15 protein-coding genes are annotated in these 15,069 nt (G+C 71.3%); 7 read left to right on the top strand and 8 right to left on the bottom strand.

Features of this window, described 5'->3' with window-relative positions:
* Positions 1 to 404: 404 nt before the first annotated feature.
* Positions 405 to 2,207: a gamma-glutamyltransferase family protein gene (locus ACFQUV_RS08965; protein WP_129608999.1), complete on the top strand. Its 1,803-nt coding sequence runs from the start codon at positions 405 to 407 to the stop codon at positions 2,205 to 2,207.
* Positions 2,208 to 2,306: 99 nt separating this feature from the next.
* On the opposite strand, the gene rquA (ACFQUV_RS08960) is transcribed toward ACFQUV_RS08965, so the two are convergent.
* Both rquA (ACFQUV_RS08960) and rquA (ACFQUV_RS08955) read right to left on the bottom strand, forming a co-directional pair.
* Positions 2,307 to 3,002 carry a rhodoquinone biosynthesis methyltransferase RquA gene (gene rquA, locus ACFQUV_RS08960; RefSeq protein WP_129609000.1) on the bottom strand — a complete coding sequence of 232 codons (696 nt, stop codon included), beginning with the start codon at positions 3,000 to 3,002 and terminating at the stop codon, positions 2,307 to 2,309.
* Between the two features lie 204 nt (positions 3,003 to 3,206).
* Complete coding sequence (gene rquA, locus ACFQUV_RS08955; protein ID WP_129609001.1) at positions 3,207 to 3,950, bottom strand: rhodoquinone biosynthesis methyltransferase RquA; 744 nt, start codon at positions 3,948 to 3,950, stop codon at positions 3,207 to 3,209.
* Positions 3,951 to 4,240: 290 nt separating this feature from the next.
* On the opposite strand from rquA (ACFQUV_RS08955), the gene ACFQUV_RS08950 reads away from it, so the two are divergent.
* The 3 genes from ACFQUV_RS08950 (at position 4,241) to ACFQUV_RS08940 (ending at position 7,224) form a co-directional block, all read left to right on the top strand.
* Positions 4,241 to 4,972 carry a CBS domain-containing protein gene (locus ACFQUV_RS08950; protein WP_129609002.1) on the top strand — a complete coding sequence of 244 codons (732 nt, stop codon included), beginning with the start codon at positions 4,241 to 4,243 and terminating at the stop codon, positions 4,970 to 4,972.
* Positions 4,973 to 5,122: 150 nt separating this feature from the next.
* Positions 5,123 to 6,142, top strand: a complete 1,020-nt coding sequence (locus ACFQUV_RS08945) for an amidohydrolase family protein (protein WP_165363869.1) — start codon at positions 5,123 to 5,125, stop codon at positions 6,140 to 6,142.
* Positions 6,139 to 7,224, top strand: coding sequence for an Ldh family oxidoreductase (locus tag ACFQUV_RS08940; RefSeq protein ID WP_129609004.1), 1,086 nt, complete (start codon positions 6,139 to 6,141; stop codon positions 7,222 to 7,224). The genes ACFQUV_RS08945 and ACFQUV_RS08940 overlap by 4 nt, the downstream gene beginning before the upstream one ends.
* A gap of 36 nt (positions 7,225 to 7,260) precedes the next feature.
* Here ACFQUV_RS08940 and ACFQUV_RS08935 read toward each other — a convergent pair whose 3' ends face one another.
* Complete coding sequence (locus ACFQUV_RS08935) at positions 7,261 to 7,539, bottom strand: hypothetical protein (RefSeq protein WP_111384057.1); 279 nt, start codon at positions 7,537 to 7,539, stop codon at positions 7,261 to 7,263.
* 347 nt (positions 7,540 to 7,886) lie between these two features.
* On the opposite strand from ACFQUV_RS08935, the gene ACFQUV_RS08930 reads away from it, so the two are divergent.
* A complete protein-coding gene (locus ACFQUV_RS08930) occupies positions 7,887 to 8,822 on the top strand; it encodes a DMT family transporter (RefSeq protein WP_129609005.1) in 936 nt (311 codons plus the stop codon).
* Positions 8,823 to 8,953: 131 nt separating this feature from the next.
* Here the strand turns inward: ACFQUV_RS08930 and ACFQUV_RS08925 are convergent, their stop codons facing one another.
* The 5 genes from ACFQUV_RS08925 to ACFQUV_RS08905 form a co-directional block, all read right to left on the bottom strand.
* Complete coding sequence (locus tag ACFQUV_RS08925) at positions 8,954 to 9,832, bottom strand: 3-hydroxybutyryl-CoA dehydrogenase (protein WP_129609006.1); 879 nt, start codon at positions 9,830 to 9,832, stop codon at positions 8,954 to 8,956.
* A gap of 130 nt (positions 9,833 to 9,962) precedes the next feature.
* Entirely contained in the window at positions 9,963 to 10,910 is a 948-nt protein-coding gene (locus ACFQUV_RS08920; protein WP_129609007.1) for an electron transfer flavoprotein subunit alpha/FixB family protein, read from the bottom strand.
* Between the two features lies 1 nt (position 10,911).
* Positions 10,912 to 11,661, bottom strand: coding sequence for an electron transfer flavoprotein subunit beta/FixA family protein (locus ACFQUV_RS08915; RefSeq protein WP_111384060.1), 750 nt, complete (start codon positions 11,659 to 11,661; stop codon positions 10,912 to 10,914).
* Between the two features lie 156 nt (positions 11,662 to 11,817).
* Positions 11,818 to 12,399 carry a cob(I)yrinic acid a,c-diamide adenosyltransferase gene (locus ACFQUV_RS08910; RefSeq protein ID WP_129609008.1) on the bottom strand — a complete coding sequence of 194 codons (582 nt, stop codon included), beginning with the start codon at positions 12,397 to 12,399 and terminating at the stop codon, positions 11,818 to 11,820.
* Between the two features lie 97 nt (positions 12,400 to 12,496).
* Positions 12,497 to 12,691: a twin transmembrane helix small protein gene (locus ACFQUV_RS08905; RefSeq protein ID WP_111384061.1), complete on the bottom strand. Its 195-nt coding sequence runs from the start codon at positions 12,689 to 12,691 to the stop codon at positions 12,497 to 12,499.
* Between the two features lie 223 nt (positions 12,692 to 12,914).
* Between ACFQUV_RS08905 and ACFQUV_RS08900 the strand changes: the two genes are divergently transcribed.
* Together ACFQUV_RS08900 and ACFQUV_RS08895 are read left to right on the top strand one after the other, a co-directional pair.
* A complete protein-coding gene (locus ACFQUV_RS08900; RefSeq protein ID WP_155480406.1) occupies positions 12,915 to 14,072 on the top strand; it encodes a PLP-dependent aspartate aminotransferase family protein in 1,158 nt (385 codons plus the stop codon).
* Positions 14,069 to 15,052 (top strand): NAD-dependent epimerase/dehydratase family protein, encoded by a 984-nt coding sequence (locus ACFQUV_RS08895; protein WP_165363739.1) that lies wholly within the window; start codon positions 14,069 to 14,071, stop codon positions 15,050 to 15,052. The genes ACFQUV_RS08900 and ACFQUV_RS08895 overlap by 4 nt, the downstream gene beginning before the upstream one ends.
* Positions 15,053 to 15,069 lie beyond the last annotated feature (17 nt).

Genomic DNA, 15,069 nt, shown 5'->3' with positions numbered 1-15,069 from the left:
GCATCGATCCCGTGCACGTGGAAGATCGTCTTCGCAAGGTCCAACCCAATCATGGGAATGCTCATCGTGGACGGCTCCGCTTCCGGAACGAGTTCATCACCGGCCAGATTGGCACAGAGATGCCGCCGGGGGCCGTCTACCCCATCATTCCGGAAGCCGCGAAGCGGCTGTCCAGAATCCAGCTGAGAGCTCCGCGTTTACCGGGGCTGACGTGTGTCGCTGGGTTCCGGGTTCGCGGTGCCCGGACGGCGCGAAGCGCCGATCCGGGGGCCGCCCCCCGGAACGACGGCGAACTGATCACCCGGAAACAGTATAACGGGCGGAACGGGCAGGCCGGGAGCCCGGCCTTGGCGCGGCGGCGCCGCTGTGATCAAGTGCGCTCCCCGCCAGCCCCGGACCCTGCCATGAGCTACGTGAATCCTGCCCGCTTCACCACCCGCCCCGAGATCGAGGGCACCTTCGGGGTGGTCACCTCGACCCATTGGATCGCCACCGCGGTCGGCATGGCGACGCTGGAGAAGGGCGGCAACGCCTTCGACGCGGCGGTCGCCACCGCCTTCACGCTCCAGGTGGTCGAGCCGCACCTCAACGGCCCCGGCGGCGACGTGCCCATCGTGCTGCACGACGTGAGCAAGGGCCGCACCGAGGTGATCTGCGGCCAGGGACCGGCCCCGGCCGGCGCCACCATCGCGTATTACCGCGGCCTCGGGCTGGACATGGTGCCGGGCACCGGGCTCCTCGCCGCCTGCGTGCCGGGCACCTTCGAGAGCTGGATGCTGCTGCTGCGCGACTACGGCACGCTGCGGCTCGCCGACGTGCTCGGGCCGGCGATCCACTACGCGCGCGAGGGGCACCCGCTGCTGGAGCGCGCCGAGGCGACCATCCGCTCGGTCGAGCAGCTCTTCCGCGAGCATTGGCCGACCTCGGCCGCCGTCTGGCTCCCCGGGGGCCGCGTGCCGGAGGCCGGCAGCCTGTTCGCCAACCCGACGCTCGCCGACACCTACACTCGTATCCTGCGCGAGGCGGAGGCCGGCGGCGGCAGCCGCGAGCAGGAAATCGAGCGCGCCCGCAAGGCGTGGTCGGACGGCTTCGTGGCCGACGCGGTCGATCGCTTCTGCCGCACCCGCAAGGTCATGGACACCTCGGGCGAGGCGCATCGCGGCGTCCTGTCGGGCCACGACATGGCGACGTTCCGGCCGCGCGTCGAGGCGCCGCTCACCTACGATTACGGCCGCTACACCGTGTGCAAGCCGGGGCCGTGGGCGCAGGGGCCGGTGCTGCTCCAGCAGCTCGCGCTGCTCAAGGGCTTCGCTCTCGACGGCGCCGACGTCACCGGGCCGGACTTCATCCACGCGGTGGTGGAGTGCGCCAAGCTGGCCTATGCGGACCGCGAGACCTTCTACGGCGATCCGGACTTCGTCCGGGTGCCGATGGATGTGCTGCTCTCCGACGCCTACAACGACGCGCGCCGCGCGCTCGTCGCACCGACCGCGTCGCTGGAGTTCCGCCCCGGCTCGGTCGAGGGTTACGGGGCCGCCGTGACGGTCCGGCAGGCGACCGGATCGCGGGCCGCGGTGGCGCCCTCGGGGGCCGGCGAGCCGACCGTCGGCCGCATGGGCACGGTGCGCGGCGACACCGTGCATTTCGATATCGTCGACCGCGCCGGCAACATGGTGTCGGCGACCCCGTCGGGCGGCTGGCTCCAGTCGTCGCCGGTGATCCCGGAGCTCGGCTTCTGCCTCGGCACCCGCGCCCAGATGTTCTGGCTCCAGGAGGGCCACCCGGCGGCGCTCGCCCCCAGCAAGCGGCCGCGCACCACGCTGTCGCCGACGCTGGCGCTGCGCGACGGCGAGCCCTACCTCGCCTGGGGCACGCCGGGCGGCGACCAGCAGGACCAGTGGGCGCTCCAGTTCTTCCTGCGTCACGTCCATGCCGGCCTCAACCTCCAAGAGGCGATCGACGCGCCCGCCTGGCACAGCGAGCACTTTCCGATCTCGTTCTGGCCGCGCACGGCGCGGCCCGGCGTGCTGGTGGTGGAGGAGCGCGTGCCGGCGGAGACGCGGCGCGAGCTGGCCGCCCGCGGCCATGGGATCGAGGTCGGGCCGGCCTGGTCGGAAGGCCGCCTGACGGCCGCCGCACGCGACGGCTGGCGCCGCCGTGCCGCCGCCAATCCACGCGGCATGCAGGGCTACGCGGCGGGGCGGTAGATCGGCGTCGAGATCCGCTCACACGAAAAGAGCCCGGCGCAAGACCGGGCTCTTTCAGACTCTACTCCGGCGATGCCGGCCCGGCGGGGCTCGCGCGACTCAGCGCGTCACCACGACCTTCTGGTAGAGGCCCCCGAAATACGACTCGCGCGGCCACTGCGTCTTGGACCACGGCGCCGGCATCCAGGTGGTGAGCGCGTGCTTCCACAGATCCAACGCGAACGGCTCCAGCACGGCCAGCACCGGCTTGAACCAGTAGCGCCACGGATGCCACCAGTCGGGCTGGGCGTAATCCATGATCACGACCTTGCCGCCCGGCTTCACCACCCGGAAGATCTCGGCCAGCGTCCGCTCCCGGTGCTCCACCGGCTGCTCGTGGAACAAGAGATACACGATGGCCCGGTCGTAGCTCGCATCCGGCAGGTTGAGGTCGGCCGAATCCATGTTGAGCAGCCGCACCGGCGCATCGGCCGGCAGCTTGCGGCGCACGTTGCGCAACTGCGCCGGCACGATGTCGATGACGTCGAGCCGACCGCCGCCGGCCGCCACCCGCTCGCACAGATGCGGGGTGAGGTCACCATAGGCGCAAGCGACCTGGAGCGTGTTGCCCGGCAGCTCGTCACCCATCTCGGCGAGGGCGGCGTTCCGCAGCTTGGCGTAGTTGCCCCACAGGATGAAATTGATGATCGGCTGATGGTCGAAGAAGCGGATCGCGTTCGGGTGGATATAGGCCCACCAGTAATGCTTTTCGAGATAAGGCGGAATGTCGAGGACGGGAGCCTTTGAACTGTCCACTGGTGAGCCGGCCTCGGTTCTCACCGACGTCGACGCGCGAACTGCAACAGTCTGCATCTGTAATGACCTCGAAACGGGTGGGGGTTCCCGCAAGAGTTCGTGCCCCCTGGGATCGACCATCGCATCCGCCCCCGTACAACACCTTGAGAAAACGCAAGACTCACCTCGAGCACGCAGCCGCCATGCAGGCACGGCGGGGCGTGGCTATCGGGTGATTACGATCGCTTGATACAAGCCACCAAAATACGACGCACGCTCGATTTTTAGACCTTCTCCCGCGGCCGGAATCCACGCTGTGACGTCCTCTCTCCATAGATCGAGAGCGAACGGCTCCAACGCCGCGAGCACCGGGGCGAATACGTATCGCAGCGGGTTCCACCAGCGCGGCCGCGCGTATTCGACGATCACGATGCGACCGCCCGGCTTCACCACCCGCACAGCCTCGGCCAGCGTGCGCCGACGGTAGCTCTCCGGCTGCTCGTGCAGCAGGAAGAACAGCAGCGCGCGGTCGTAGGTGGCGTCCGCGGCGGGCAGCTCGGCCGAATCGGTGTGGATCAGCCGCGCCGGTGCTTCGGCCGGCAGCTTGCGGCGCAGATTGTCGAGCTGCACCGGCAGAACGTCGGCGACGTCCAACGTGCCGCCGGCGGCGGCGATCCGACCGCTCAGGCGAACCGTGAGGTCGCCGTACACGCAGGCGACTTGCAGGGTGCGGCCGCCCGGTCGCTCACCCAGCGCCGCCAGCGCGGCATCCCGCAGCCGGGCGTAGTTGCCCCACAGGATGAGGTTGGCCAGCCACTGGCGCTCGAACACCCGCACCGCATTGGGGTGCACATAGGCCCACCAATAGTGCACATCGAGGTAAGGCGGGACCGGCTGGGGAGCGCCCCGCAGATGGAGGGTCGGAATCCCGGCCTCGGCGTTACCCGACGTCGCGACCGCTGGTTCCATGTCCTGCTCCCCTTCCCCGTCAAACGGATTGATGGTTCCGCATAGCACACACCTGCGCACTGCAACATACCGGCTTTACACTCCTGCTGTCATGGAGAGTTGACAGCCAAGGTCGTCGTGTCGACGTTGCACCTCGGGGGCGCGCCGCATCGGCGGCGCGGACCGGCCGGAATTCTCGTTGCCGCACCGTTCGGGCGGGCCGATACTCGGCGCCGGCGGCCAGGGCCGCGCGGCCATCGGATACGGCCTGGCGCCGGGGTGGGCGGGGCGGCGAGCCAGGAGGAGCCGCGATGAAGGTGCGGGATGTGATGTCGACCCGGGTGGTGACGATCGCCCCCGAGGCTCCGATTCTCGACGCCGTCCAGCTGATGCTGGAGAACCGGATCAGCGGCCTGCCGGTGGTCGATGCCGACGGCCGGCTGGCCGGCATTGTCACGGAAGGCGACTTCCTCCGCCGGGCCGAGACCGGAACGGTGCGCAAGCGGCCGCGCTGGCTCGAAATCCTCGTCGGCCCCAACAGCCTCGCCGGCGACTATGTGCGCCAGCACGGCCGCCGCGTCGACGAGGTGATGACCCGCACCCCGGTCACCATCGGCGAGGACGCCGAGCTGGACGAGGTGGTCGCCCTGATGGAGCGCAAGCGGGTGAAGCGCCTGCCGGTGGTGCGCGACGGCCGCCTGGTCGGCATCATCAGCCGCGCCAACCTGCTGCACGCCCTCGCCACCGCGGTTCGCGAGCGCCCGTCCGCGACCGGCGGCGATGCCGAGATCCGGCAGCGCGTGCTCGACGAGCTGGCCCGCCAGCCGTGGGCGCCGATCGCCCTCATCGACGTCACCGTCGAGAACGGCATCGTCGAGCTGCGCGGCAGCATCACCGAATCGAAGCAGAGCGAGGCCCTCAAGGTCTGTGCCGAGAACGTGCCGGGCGTGCGGGGCGTGGTCAGTCACCTGACCTGGATCGAGCCGATGTCGGGACTGGTGATCAGCGATCCCGAGCCGTCGGCCGGTGGCCGGTCGCGCTGAACCGCCAAGTCCCGAACCACAAGCCGCGCCCACAGCCGCGCGGCGCTGCTCCACCGCCCCGCCGTCGCCGCTCCCGCACCTGACATACAAAGGCCCTGGCCGGGGCCGGCCGCAACCGCTATGACGGGCGCTCCGGTGAAGGAGACGACCATGCCGCGCGGCAAGACGATCGACACGCACGCCCACATTCTGAGCGAGGAGACGATGCGGCTGATCGGCCGCGAGGCGCCGTCGATCGCCCCGAAGCTCACCCCGATCGATGCCGGCTTCGCGGTGCTCGAGGTGGCCGGCGTGCCGTACCGGCCGTTTCCGCGCGGTGGCTGGGACCTGGACACCCGGCTCGCCGACATGGACGCCGCCGGCATCGACGTCCAGGTGCTGTCGAACACGCCGCAGACCTTCCTGTACGATGTCGATCCCAGCCTGAACACCACCCTCGCGGCGCTTCAGAACGATCAGATCGCCCGCACCGTGGTGACCTATCCGGACCGCTTCATGGGGCTCGCCACCCTGCCGATGCAGGCGCCCGAGGCCGCCGCCGAGGAGCTCTACCGCGCCATGCACGGGCTCGGGCTCGCCGGCGCCCAGATCGGCTCCAATGTGCGCGGCCGCAATCTCGACGACCCGGCGCTGGAGCCCCTGTGGGAGACCGCCGACGCGCTCGCCGCCGTGGTGATGATCCATCCCACCCAGGTGGCGGGGCAGGACCGGCTGCGCTCCTATTACCTGAACAACCTGATCGGCAATCCGCTCGACTCCACCATTGCGGCGGCGTCCCTGGTGTTCGGCGGCGTCGTCTCGCGCTATCCCGCCATCCGCTTCCTGCTCGTCCATGGCGGCGGCTTCGTGCCCTATCAGTTCGGCCGCTGGATTCACGGCTGGCGGGTGCGCCCGGAGCCGCAGGTGAACCTGAAGGAATCGCCGGAGGCGGCGCTGAAGTCCCTGTGGTTCGACTCCATCCTGCATGCCCGCGAGCCGCTGGAGTATCTGGTCGCCAGCGCGGGAGCGTCGCGGGTGGTGCTCGGCAGCGACTACCCGTACGACATGGGCACCCTCGACTGCGTCCGGCAGGTGCGGGCCCTGTCGATCTCCGAAGCCGACAAGGAGCAGATCCTCAGCCGCGGCCCGCTCGCCCTGATCGGCGGCGGCATCACGCAGGGCACCGCATGAGCACGTCGGCCGACACCCCGCACTTGCCGCCCCGCCGCGCCCCCGCCGCGGCGGTCGCCGGGCTGATCGCCGACTGCCTCGCCGCCGCCGGCCTCGCCCGCGCCGACGCCGAGACCGTGGCGGCGCTGATGGCCGAGGCCGATCTCACCGGCGCCGACGGCCACGGGGTCTTCCGCCTGCCCCAGTATGTCCGCCGGCTGCGCGCCGGCGGCTTCAACCGGGCTCCCGCCATCACGGTGACCCGCACCGCGCCGGCGACCGCGCTCGTCGACGGCGACAACGCCATGGGTCACCTGGTGGTGCGGCGTGCCGCCGAGACAGCGATCGACATCGCGCGGGAGACCGGCGTCGCCTGGGTCGGGGTGCGGCGCTCGAATCACGCCGGCTCGGCCGGACTCTACGCCGAGATGCCGACCCATCACGGCATGGTCGGGATCTACTCGGCGGTGGCGAGCGCCAACCACATGGCGGTGTGGGGCGGCAAGGACCTGCTGCTCGGCACCAATCCGCTGGCGATCGCGGTGCCGACCGGCGCCGGCCCGATGGTGCTCGACATGGCCACCACCGTGGTCTCCTACGGCACCGTCAAGAAGCATACCCTCCAGGGCCTCCCGCTGCCGGACGGCTGGCTGGTCGACCGCGACACCGGCGAGCCGATCACCGATCCGGCCAAGAGCGCCAACGGCCTGCTGCTGCCGATCGGCGGCTACAAGGGCGCGGGCCTGTCGCTGATGCTGGGGCTACTCGCCGGCGTGCTCAACGGCGCTGCGTTCGGACGGGACTGCGTCGACTTCAACGCCGACGACGTGACCGTCACCGACACCGGCCAGTTCGTGGCGGCGATCGACATCGATCGCTTCGTCGGGCGCGACCGTTTCGTCGCCGAGATCGACCGCCATCTCGCCGATCTGCGCGCCTCGGCGCGACTGCCCGGGGTCGACGCGATCCGGCTGCCCGGCGACCGCCGGCGCGACTGCCGGGCGGAGCGCAGCGCGGCCGGCATCCCGGTGCCGGCGGCGCTCGTCGCCGCGCTCGATGGTGTCGCGGCGGAACTCGGCGTCACCCCGCTGTTCGGGCGCTGACGCGCGGGCGCTGAAGCGCAGAGTCGCGGCGTCGGCTCACACCCGGATATCGAGCCGCGAGCCCGGCCGCGTGCTCTCCGACGCCGAGGTCTCGGCGGAGCGGTTGTCGGTCTGGGCGGCGGCGGGCGCCTGGCTCTCCGCCACCGGCGCCGCCCCACCCGACTTCACGGCGCGCTCGATCACATCGGTGAGGGTGCGCTCGTGATACGACGGCGCCGTGTCGGGCGCCTGCTTCTGGACACGCCGGCTCATGTCCGACTGCGCCCGACGCACGGCGTCGAGCCAGGCAGCCGTCAAGCCGGTGGTGATCTCCATGGTGGTGGCCTCCGCAGCGGCACAGCCCCTCGGTGCCATTGCGAACCGCAAGGATTGACGAGTCCTTGACGCTGCCGCCCCGCGCCCGCCCAATGGCGCCCGCAGTTAACGACTCCTCACCCGTCCTGGTAATCGGTTCGGGCGAGGAGGCGATGGCGCCGGCCTCCGCACCGAATTTCACACGGGCTGTGATTTCTGCACAGGCCGGAGTCCACCGGCTTCGGGAAACCCGCCAGAGCGGAGTCCGAGCCAACGGGATCGAACACCGCTCTGGATCTCCTTGCCTGATCGCATTTTCGACGGCGAACCGGGTCCCACTTCGCCGGAAAATGCTCTAGAACCACCGCATGCCCTCGCGTCCTCTCCTCACCATGTCGCCCGTCGACTGGGCGATGCTCCTCGGCCTGTCGCTGTTGTGGGGGGCGGCCTTCTACTTCGCCAAGGTGGCGGTCGCCGAGGTGCCGGCGATGACCATCTCGCTGGTGCGGGTCTCGGTGGCGGCGCCGATCATGCTGGCCCTGTGCTGGCGCGCCGCCGAGCTGCGGCTGCTGCCGCCGAACTGGTGGCCCTTCGTGGTGATGGGCATCCTCAGCAATGCGGTGCCGTTCGCGCTGATTGCGTGGAGCCAGACCCGGATCGGCAGCGGGCTCGCCGCCGTGCTCAACGCCACCACGCCGCTGTTCGCCATCGTGCTCGCCCATCTCACCACCACCGACGACCGCATCACCCCGGCGCGGGCGACCGGGCTCCTGCTCGGCCTCGCCGGGGTGGCGGTGATGATCGGGCCTGGTGTCGTCGTCGGCGGCATCGGCGGCCATCTCGCCGGCGAGATGGCCTGCCTGGCGGCGGCGGCCCTGTACGCGGTCGGCGCCCTCTATGCGCGGCGCTACCGCCATCTGTCGCCGAACGTCATCGGCGGTGGCCAGGCGGTCGCCTCCATCGTGCTGCTGCTGCCGCCGGTGCTGCTGCTCGACCGGCCGTGGACGCTGCCGATGCCGTCGGGAGCCGCGATCGCGGCGCTGCTGGCGCTCGGCGCCTTCTCGACCGCCCTCGCCTACATCCTGTATTTCCGCGTGCTGGCGCGGGCCGGCGCCACCAATGCCCTGCTGGTGACCTTCCTGATCCCGGTCAGCGCCCTCCTGCTCGGCATCGCGTTCGCGGGCGAGCGGCTGGAGCCGCACCAGATCGTCGGCATGGCCGGCATCGCGGCCGGGCTCGTCGCCATCGACGGGCGACTGGCGCGATGGCTGGCGGAGCGACGAAGCGGCGGCGGAACCCCGTGAAGGGAGACCGGGGCAGACGATGCCCGGTCGCGCCGTGCGGAAACAAGAATGGCCGCGACAAGCGCGGCCATTCTTGTTTGCGACCATCTCCATCGCGGCGCGTTCGAACGCGCCGGTGGAGACCACGAGGATCAGCGCGTCGGCACCGGCTTCTCGCCGCGATAGTCGTAGAAGCCGCGCTGGGTCTTGCGACCGAGCCAGCCGGCCTCGACATACTTCACCAGCAGCGGGCACGGCCGATACTTGGAATCGGCGAGGCCCTCGTGCAGCACCTGCATGACCGACAGGCAGGTGTCGAGCCCGATGAAGTCGGCGAGCTGGAGCGGCCCCATCGGATGGTTGGCACCGAGCCGCAGCGCGATGTCGATCGCCTCGACGGTCCCGACGCCCTCGTAGAGCGTGTAGATCGCCTCGTTGATCATCGGCATCAGCACGCGGTTGACGATGAAGGCCGGGAAGTCCTCCGACACCGCGACGGTCTTGCCGAGCTTGTGGCAGAACGCCTTGGTGTCCTCGTAGGTGGGATCGTCGGTGGCGATGCCGCGGATCAGCTCGACCAGCTCCATCAGCGGCACCGGATTCATGAAGTGGATGCCGATGAAGCGCTCCGGCCGGTCGGTCGCCGCCGCCAGCCGGGTGATCGAGATCGACGAGGTGTTCGATCCGATCATCGCGTCGGGGCGCAGGCTCGGGCAGAGCTGGACGTAGATCTTGCGCTTCACGTCCTCCTTCTCGGTCGCCGCCTCGATGACGAGGTCGCAGTCCGCGAAGCCCTCGTAGGTCGACGCCGGCACGATGCGGCCCAGCGCCTTCTGCCGCTCGTCCTCGGTGATGCGGTTGCGCCGGACCTGCCGCGCCATGTTGCCGTTGATGGTGGCGAGCCCCGCCCTGATGCGGTCCTCGGTGACGTCGTTGAGCACGACGTCGAATCCCGCGAGGGCGCACACATGGGCGATCCCCGTGCCCATTTGCCCGGCCCCGATCACGCCGACCTTGCTGATGTTCGTCATCGACCTTTCCCGAGGGAGCTGTCGGCCCCGGCGACGGCCCGTCGCGTGCGACGAGCCCGGCCGGGAGCCGGGATGCTCTTATACTGCCACTCGGGCCGGCCCGCCACGCCCGAGATGCCCCACCGGACGGTCACTTGCCGATCTTGGCGAGCTCGTCCGTCAGCTCCGGCACGATCTTGAACAGATCGCCCACCAGGCCGTAATCGGCCACCTGGAAGATCGGCGCCTCCTCGTCCTTGTTGATGGCGACGATCACCTTGGAGTCCTTCATGCCGGCGAGATGCTGGATGGCCCCCGAGATGCCGATGGCGACATAGAGATCGGGCGCCACCACCTTGCCGGTCTGGCCGACCTGCCAGTCGTTGGGCGCGTAGCCGGCGTCGACCGCGGCGCGCGAGGCGCCGACCGCCGCCCCCAGCCGGTCGGCGACCGGCTCGATGTACTTGGCGAAGTTCTCGCGGCTCTGCACGGCACGACCGCCGGAGACGACGATGCGGGCCGAGGTCAGCTCCGGCCGCTCCGACTTCGACAGCTCCTCGCCGACGAAGCGCGACAGGCCCGGATCGTCGGCGGCCGCGACCGCCTCGATCGGCGCCGCCGCGGCGCCCGCGCCGGTCGCCTGGAACGACGAGATGCGCACCGTGATCACCTTCTTGGCGTCGCGCGAGCGCACCGTCTGGACGGCGCTGCCGGCATAGATCAGCCGCTCGAAGGTGTCGGCCGACAGCACCTTGGTGACCTCGGAGACCTGCATGACGTCGAGCAGCGCGGCGACGCGCGGCATCACGTCCTTGCCGATCGCGGTCGCCGGCATGACGATCGCGTCGTAGTCCTTGGCGAGGCCGACCAGCAGCGCCGCGATCGGCTCCGCCGTCAGATGGGCATAGCGCGCGTCGTCGGCGATCAGCACCTTGGCGACGCCGTCGAGCTTGGCGGCCGCCTCGGCGGCGCCGCGGCAGCCCTGTCCCGCCACCAGCACATGGAGGTCGCCGCCGAGCGCCCGCGCCGCGGTCAGCGCCTTGGCGGTGGCGTCCTTGAGGCCGGCGCCGTCGTGTTCCGCAACCAGAAGGTTCGCCATCTCACAGCACTCCGGCTTCGTCCTTGAGCTTCCCGACGAGTTCGGCGACCGAGCCAACCTTGATGCCGCCCTTGCGGCCCGGCGGCTCGGTGGTCTTCAGCACCTCGAGCCGCGGCGCGACGTCGACCCCGCAGTCGGCCGGGGTCTTCTCGGCGATCGGCTTCTTCTTCGCCTTCATGATGTTTGGCAGCGACGCATAGCGCGGCTCGTTGAGCCGCAGGTCGGTGGTGACGATCGCCGGCCCCTTGAGGGCGACGGTCTGGAGACCGCCGTCGACTTCGCGGGTCACGGTGACGCCGTCCCCCTCCAGCACGACCTTGGAGGCGAAGGTGCCCTGCGGCCAGCCGAGCAGCGCCGCCAGCATCTGGCCGGTCTGGTTGCAGTCGTCGTCGATCGCCTGCTTGCCCATGATGACGAGGCCGGGCTGCTCCTCGGCGACGATCTTGGCGAGGATCTTGGCGACCGCGAGCGGCTCGACCGTCGCGTCGGTCTTCACCAGGATGCCGCGGTCGGCCCCCATGGCGAGCGCGGTGCGGATGGTCTCGGCGGCCTGCGCCGGACCGATCGACACGGCGACGATCTCGGTGGCCTTGCCGGCCTCCTTCAGGCGGATCGCTTCCTCGACGGCAATCTCGTCGAAGGGGTTCATCGACATCTTGACGTTGGCGAGCTCGACGCCGGAGCCGTCCGACTTCACGCGCACCTTCACGTTGTAGTCGACGACCCGCTTGACGGTGACAAGGACTTTCATGCTGCAAACTCCCGCGGCGGCGGCGCAACCTATGGGCTCTCGTCGGGGGCTGTCAACGCGGATGCTGCACCGCCACGGCGGTCCCGACCCCCTTCCAGGTGCGACCGAAAGCCCGATCCGGCGACGGCCGCGCGGCCGGCCGGCGCGCCCCTCCGGTCAGCGGTTCTGCCCGGGCTGCCAGAGCACGTCGCCGGCGCCGCGGCCGTTGGCCCAGCGCGCCGCCACGAACAGGAAGTCCGACAGCCGGTTGACGTAGTGCAGCGCCGGCCCCGACACCGTCTCGCCGGGCCGGTCGGCCAGCTCCGCGATCAGCCGCTCGGCGCGCCGGCACACGGTGCGGGCGACGTGCAGGGCGGCGGCGGCCGGCGAGCCGCCGGGCAGCACGAAGGAACGCAGCGGGGCCAGATCGGCGTTGAGCGTGTCGATCTCGCGCTCCAGCCGCGCCACCTGCTCGGCGGTGACGGCGAGGCGGGCGCCGCCCGGCCCCTTGCCGGCCTCGCCCGGCATGCACAGGTCGGCGCCGAGATCGAACAGGTCGTTCTGGATGCGGCCCAGCATGGCGTCGAGATCGGGCGCATCGGCGGTGTAGAGGCGCGCCAGGCCGAGCGCCGCGTTGGTCTCGTCGACGGTGCCGTAGGCGGCGATGCGGAGATCGTGCTTCTTGCGCCGCTCGCCGGTTCCGAGCGCCGTCGTGCCGTCGTCGCCGGTGCGGGTGTAGATGCGGTTCAGCACGACCATTGTTGGGCTCCGTGGCGCGTCGGGCGATGGGGCGGAAGGCCCCGACCGTAGCGGGTTTCGGCGGCGAGGCAACCGTCCCTGCCGGCTCGCCGCCGGCTCACTGACGCATCGCCCAGACGGTCAGCATGATGATCGCGATGGCGACGAGCTGGAGCACCACCCGCCAGCGCATCAGCCGCTGCGACACGTTCGGCGAGCCACCGCGCAGCATGTTGCCGAGTCCGAGCAGCAGCACCACGGCGACGGCGCCGATCGCCACCGGAACCGCGTAGACACTCAACGCATGGGCCATGCCACTCTCCACTCGCCGACTGCACCGGCCTTGCCGGCTGCACCCGCTTCACCGGCTGCACCGGCCTGCCGGCCGCTCGCCCCTCTTCTACAGGGTCGCGGCGGCGGACGCCTCTTGAACATCACGCCCCTTTCGAGCCTATACGGGCGAGCCCCGGCGGGTTCCGCCGCCGGCGCCATTCCGGCCCGCCCACCCGGTCGGGCCGCTCCAGCACGGACCACCGATGACCAAGCCCCCCGCCCCTCCGAAGCCCCGCACCCTCGCGGCCCAGGCGCTCGGCGACATAGAGCCGCAGACCCGGGGGATCGTGCCCCCCGTGCACGTCGCCACCACCTACCTGCGCGATCCCGACAACGCCTACTCGTCCGGCTTCGTCTACGGGCGACCCGACAATGCCACCGTGCGCCGCGCCGAGGCGGTGCTGGCCGCGCTCGACGGAGCCGCCGCCGCGATGCTGTTCGGGGCCGGCATGGCGGCCGCCACCACGGCCGTGATGGCGCTGCCCGAGCCCGGCCACATCGTCGCCTCGCAGGTGATGTACTGGGGCTTCCGCGACTGGCTGGAGACCGAGGCGCCGCGCTACGGGCACACCGTGGAGCTGGTCGACACCACCGATCTTTCCGCCGTGCAGGCCGCCGTGGTGCCGGGCCGCACCCGCCTGGTGTGGATCGAGACGCCGAGCAATCCGCTCTGGACCCTCACCGACATCGCCGGCGTGGCGGCGATCGCGCGAGCGGCCGGCGCCCGGCTGGCGGTCGATTCCACCGTCGCCACCCCGGTGTTCACCCGGCCGCTGGCGCTCGGCGCCGACCTGGTGATGCACTCGGCCTCCAAGTACCTCAACGGCCATTCCGACGTGATCGCCGGCTCGCTCGCCACCGCGCGGCCGGACGATCCGTGGTGGACCCGCATCGCCACCCTGCGGGCGCGCCACGGCCTCATTCTGGGTCCGTTCGAGGCATGGCTGCTGCTGCGCGGCCTGCGCACCCTCGACGTGCGGGTGCGGGCGCAGTCGGAGGCGGCGGCGCTGCTCGCCACCTGGCTGTCGCATCATCGCAGCGTCGAGCGGGTGCTCTATCCGGGCCTGCCGCAGCATCCGGGCCACGCCATCGCGACCCGCCAGATGACCGGCTACGGCGCCATGCTGTCGGTGCAGGTGAACGGCGGCGAGGCGGCCGCCATCGCCACCGCGGCGGCGGTCTCGCTGTGGAAGCGGGCGACCTCGCTGGGCGGCGTCGAGAGCCTGATCGAGCACCGCGCCTCGATCGAGGGACCGCGCTCGCCCTGCCCCACCAACCTGCTGCGCCTGTCGGTCGGGCTGGAGGACCCCGAGGACCTCTACGCCGACCTCGACCGGGCGCTCACCCGGAGCGCCCCGTGAGCGAGCCGGCCGCGGGCGAGCGCCCTCCCGGCGAGCAGCCGACCAGCGGCCGCGTCCTGGTGCTCGGCGCCGCCGGCCGGATCGGCTATGCCACCGCGGCGGCGTTCCAGGCCGCCGGCTGGCAGGTCGCCAGCCTGGTGCGCGGCAGCGCCGCCCACCGCTGCGTGCCCGGCACCACGGTGATCGGGCTCGACGCCCGCGACCGCGCCTCGGTGATCGAGGCGGCGTCCGGCGCCGACGTGATCGTCCACGCCCTCAACACGCCCTATGCCGAGTGGCCGACGAGCGTGCCCGACTTCGCCGAGACGGCGATCGCGGCAGCCCGCGCGGCGGGCGCCACCCTGATGGTGCCGGACCCGCTGTTCGCCTACGGGGCCGGCATGCCGTCCGTGATCGACGAGGAGACGCCACTGCGGCCGACGGCCCGCAAGGGCGTGCTGCGCGCCGCGCTCGCCGAGCGCCTGCGCGCCGAGGCGGAGGACGGCCTGCGGGTGGTGCTGGTGCGGGCCGGCGACGTCTATGGCGGCGGCATCGGCTGGCTCGACCGCGTCGTGGTCAATCATCTGCCGCACGGCCGCCTCGCCTATCCGGGGCCGCTGGACCTCGTCCATGCCTGGGCCTACCTGCCCGATCTCGCGACCACCCTGGTGCGCCTCGCCGAGCGGCGGGCGACGCTGCCGGCCTTCGCGCCGTTCGGCTTTCCGGGCCACGCCGTCACCGGGCGCGTGCTGACCACGGCGATCGTCGAGGCGGTCGGGCGGCCCCTGAAGATCGACCGCATGCAATGGTGGATGCTGCGGGCGGTGGCGCCGCTGGTGCCGATCTTCCGCGAGCTGTGCGACGTCGCCTATCTGTGGTCGGTGCCGCACCGCATCGACGGAACACGGCTCGCCGCCGCGGTCGGCGCGGTGCCGCACACGCCATTCGAGGCGGCGCTCGCGGATGCTCTCTACGCCCTGGGGGCGACCCGCCGGGCGTGACCGTCCCGGCGGGCACA

Origin of the sequence: Rhodoplanes sp. P11, from assembly GCF_964266735.1 — a bacterium.
GTDB lineage: Bacteria > Pseudomonadota > Alphaproteobacteria > Rhizobiales > Xanthobacteraceae > Rhodoplanes > Rhodoplanes serenus.
This window is presented reverse-complemented; position numbering and strand designations above follow the sequence as displayed.

Coding starts and splice junctions, on each gene's coding strand:
- ACFQUV_RS08905 (WP_111384061.1), bottom strand. CDS start 12,691: ATGGCCCATGCGTTGAGTGTCTACGCGGTTCCGGTGGCGATCGGCGCC.
- ACFQUV_RS08920 (WP_129609007.1), bottom strand. CDS start 10,910: ATGGCGAACCTTCTGGTTGCGGAACACGACGGCGCCGGCCTCAAGGAC.
- ACFQUV_RS08935 (WP_111384057.1), bottom strand. CDS start 7,539: ATGGAGATCACCACCGGCTTGACGGCTGCCTGGCTCGACGCCGTGCGT.
- ACFQUV_RS08925 (WP_129609006.1), bottom strand. CDS start 9,832: ATGACGAACATCAGCAAGGTCGGCGTGATCGGGGCCGGGCAAATGGGC.
- ACFQUV_RS08900 (WP_155480406.1), top strand. CDS start 12,915: ATGACCAAGCCCCCCGCCCCTCCGAAGCCCCGCACCCTCGCGGCCCAG.
- ACFQUV_RS08940 (WP_129609004.1), top strand. CDS start 6,139: ATGAGCACGTCGGCCGACACCCCGCACTTGCCGCCCCGCCGCGCCCCC.
- ACFQUV_RS08950 (WP_129609002.1), top strand. CDS start 4,241: ATGAAGGTGCGGGATGTGATGTCGACCCGGGTGGTGACGATCGCCCCC.
- ACFQUV_RS08965 (WP_129608999.1), top strand. CDS start 405: ATGAGCTACGTGAATCCTGCCCGCTTCACCACCCGCCCCGAGATCGAG.
- ACFQUV_RS08910 (WP_129609008.1), bottom strand. CDS start 12,399: ATGGTCGTGCTGAACCGCATCTACACCCGCACCGGCGACGACGGCACG.
- ACFQUV_RS08945 (WP_165363869.1), top strand. CDS start 5,123: ATGCCGCGCGGCAAGACGATCGACACGCACGCCCACATTCTGAGCGAG.
- ACFQUV_RS08915 (WP_111384060.1), bottom strand. CDS start 11,661: ATGAAAGTCCTTGTCACCGTCAAGCGGGTCGTCGACTACAACGTGAAG.
- ACFQUV_RS08930 (WP_129609005.1), top strand. CDS start 7,887: ATGCCCTCGCGTCCTCTCCTCACCATGTCGCCCGTCGACTGGGCGATG.
- rquA (WP_129609001.1), bottom strand. CDS start 3,950: ATGGAACCAGCGGTCGCGACGTCGGGTAACGCCGAGGCCGGGATTCCG.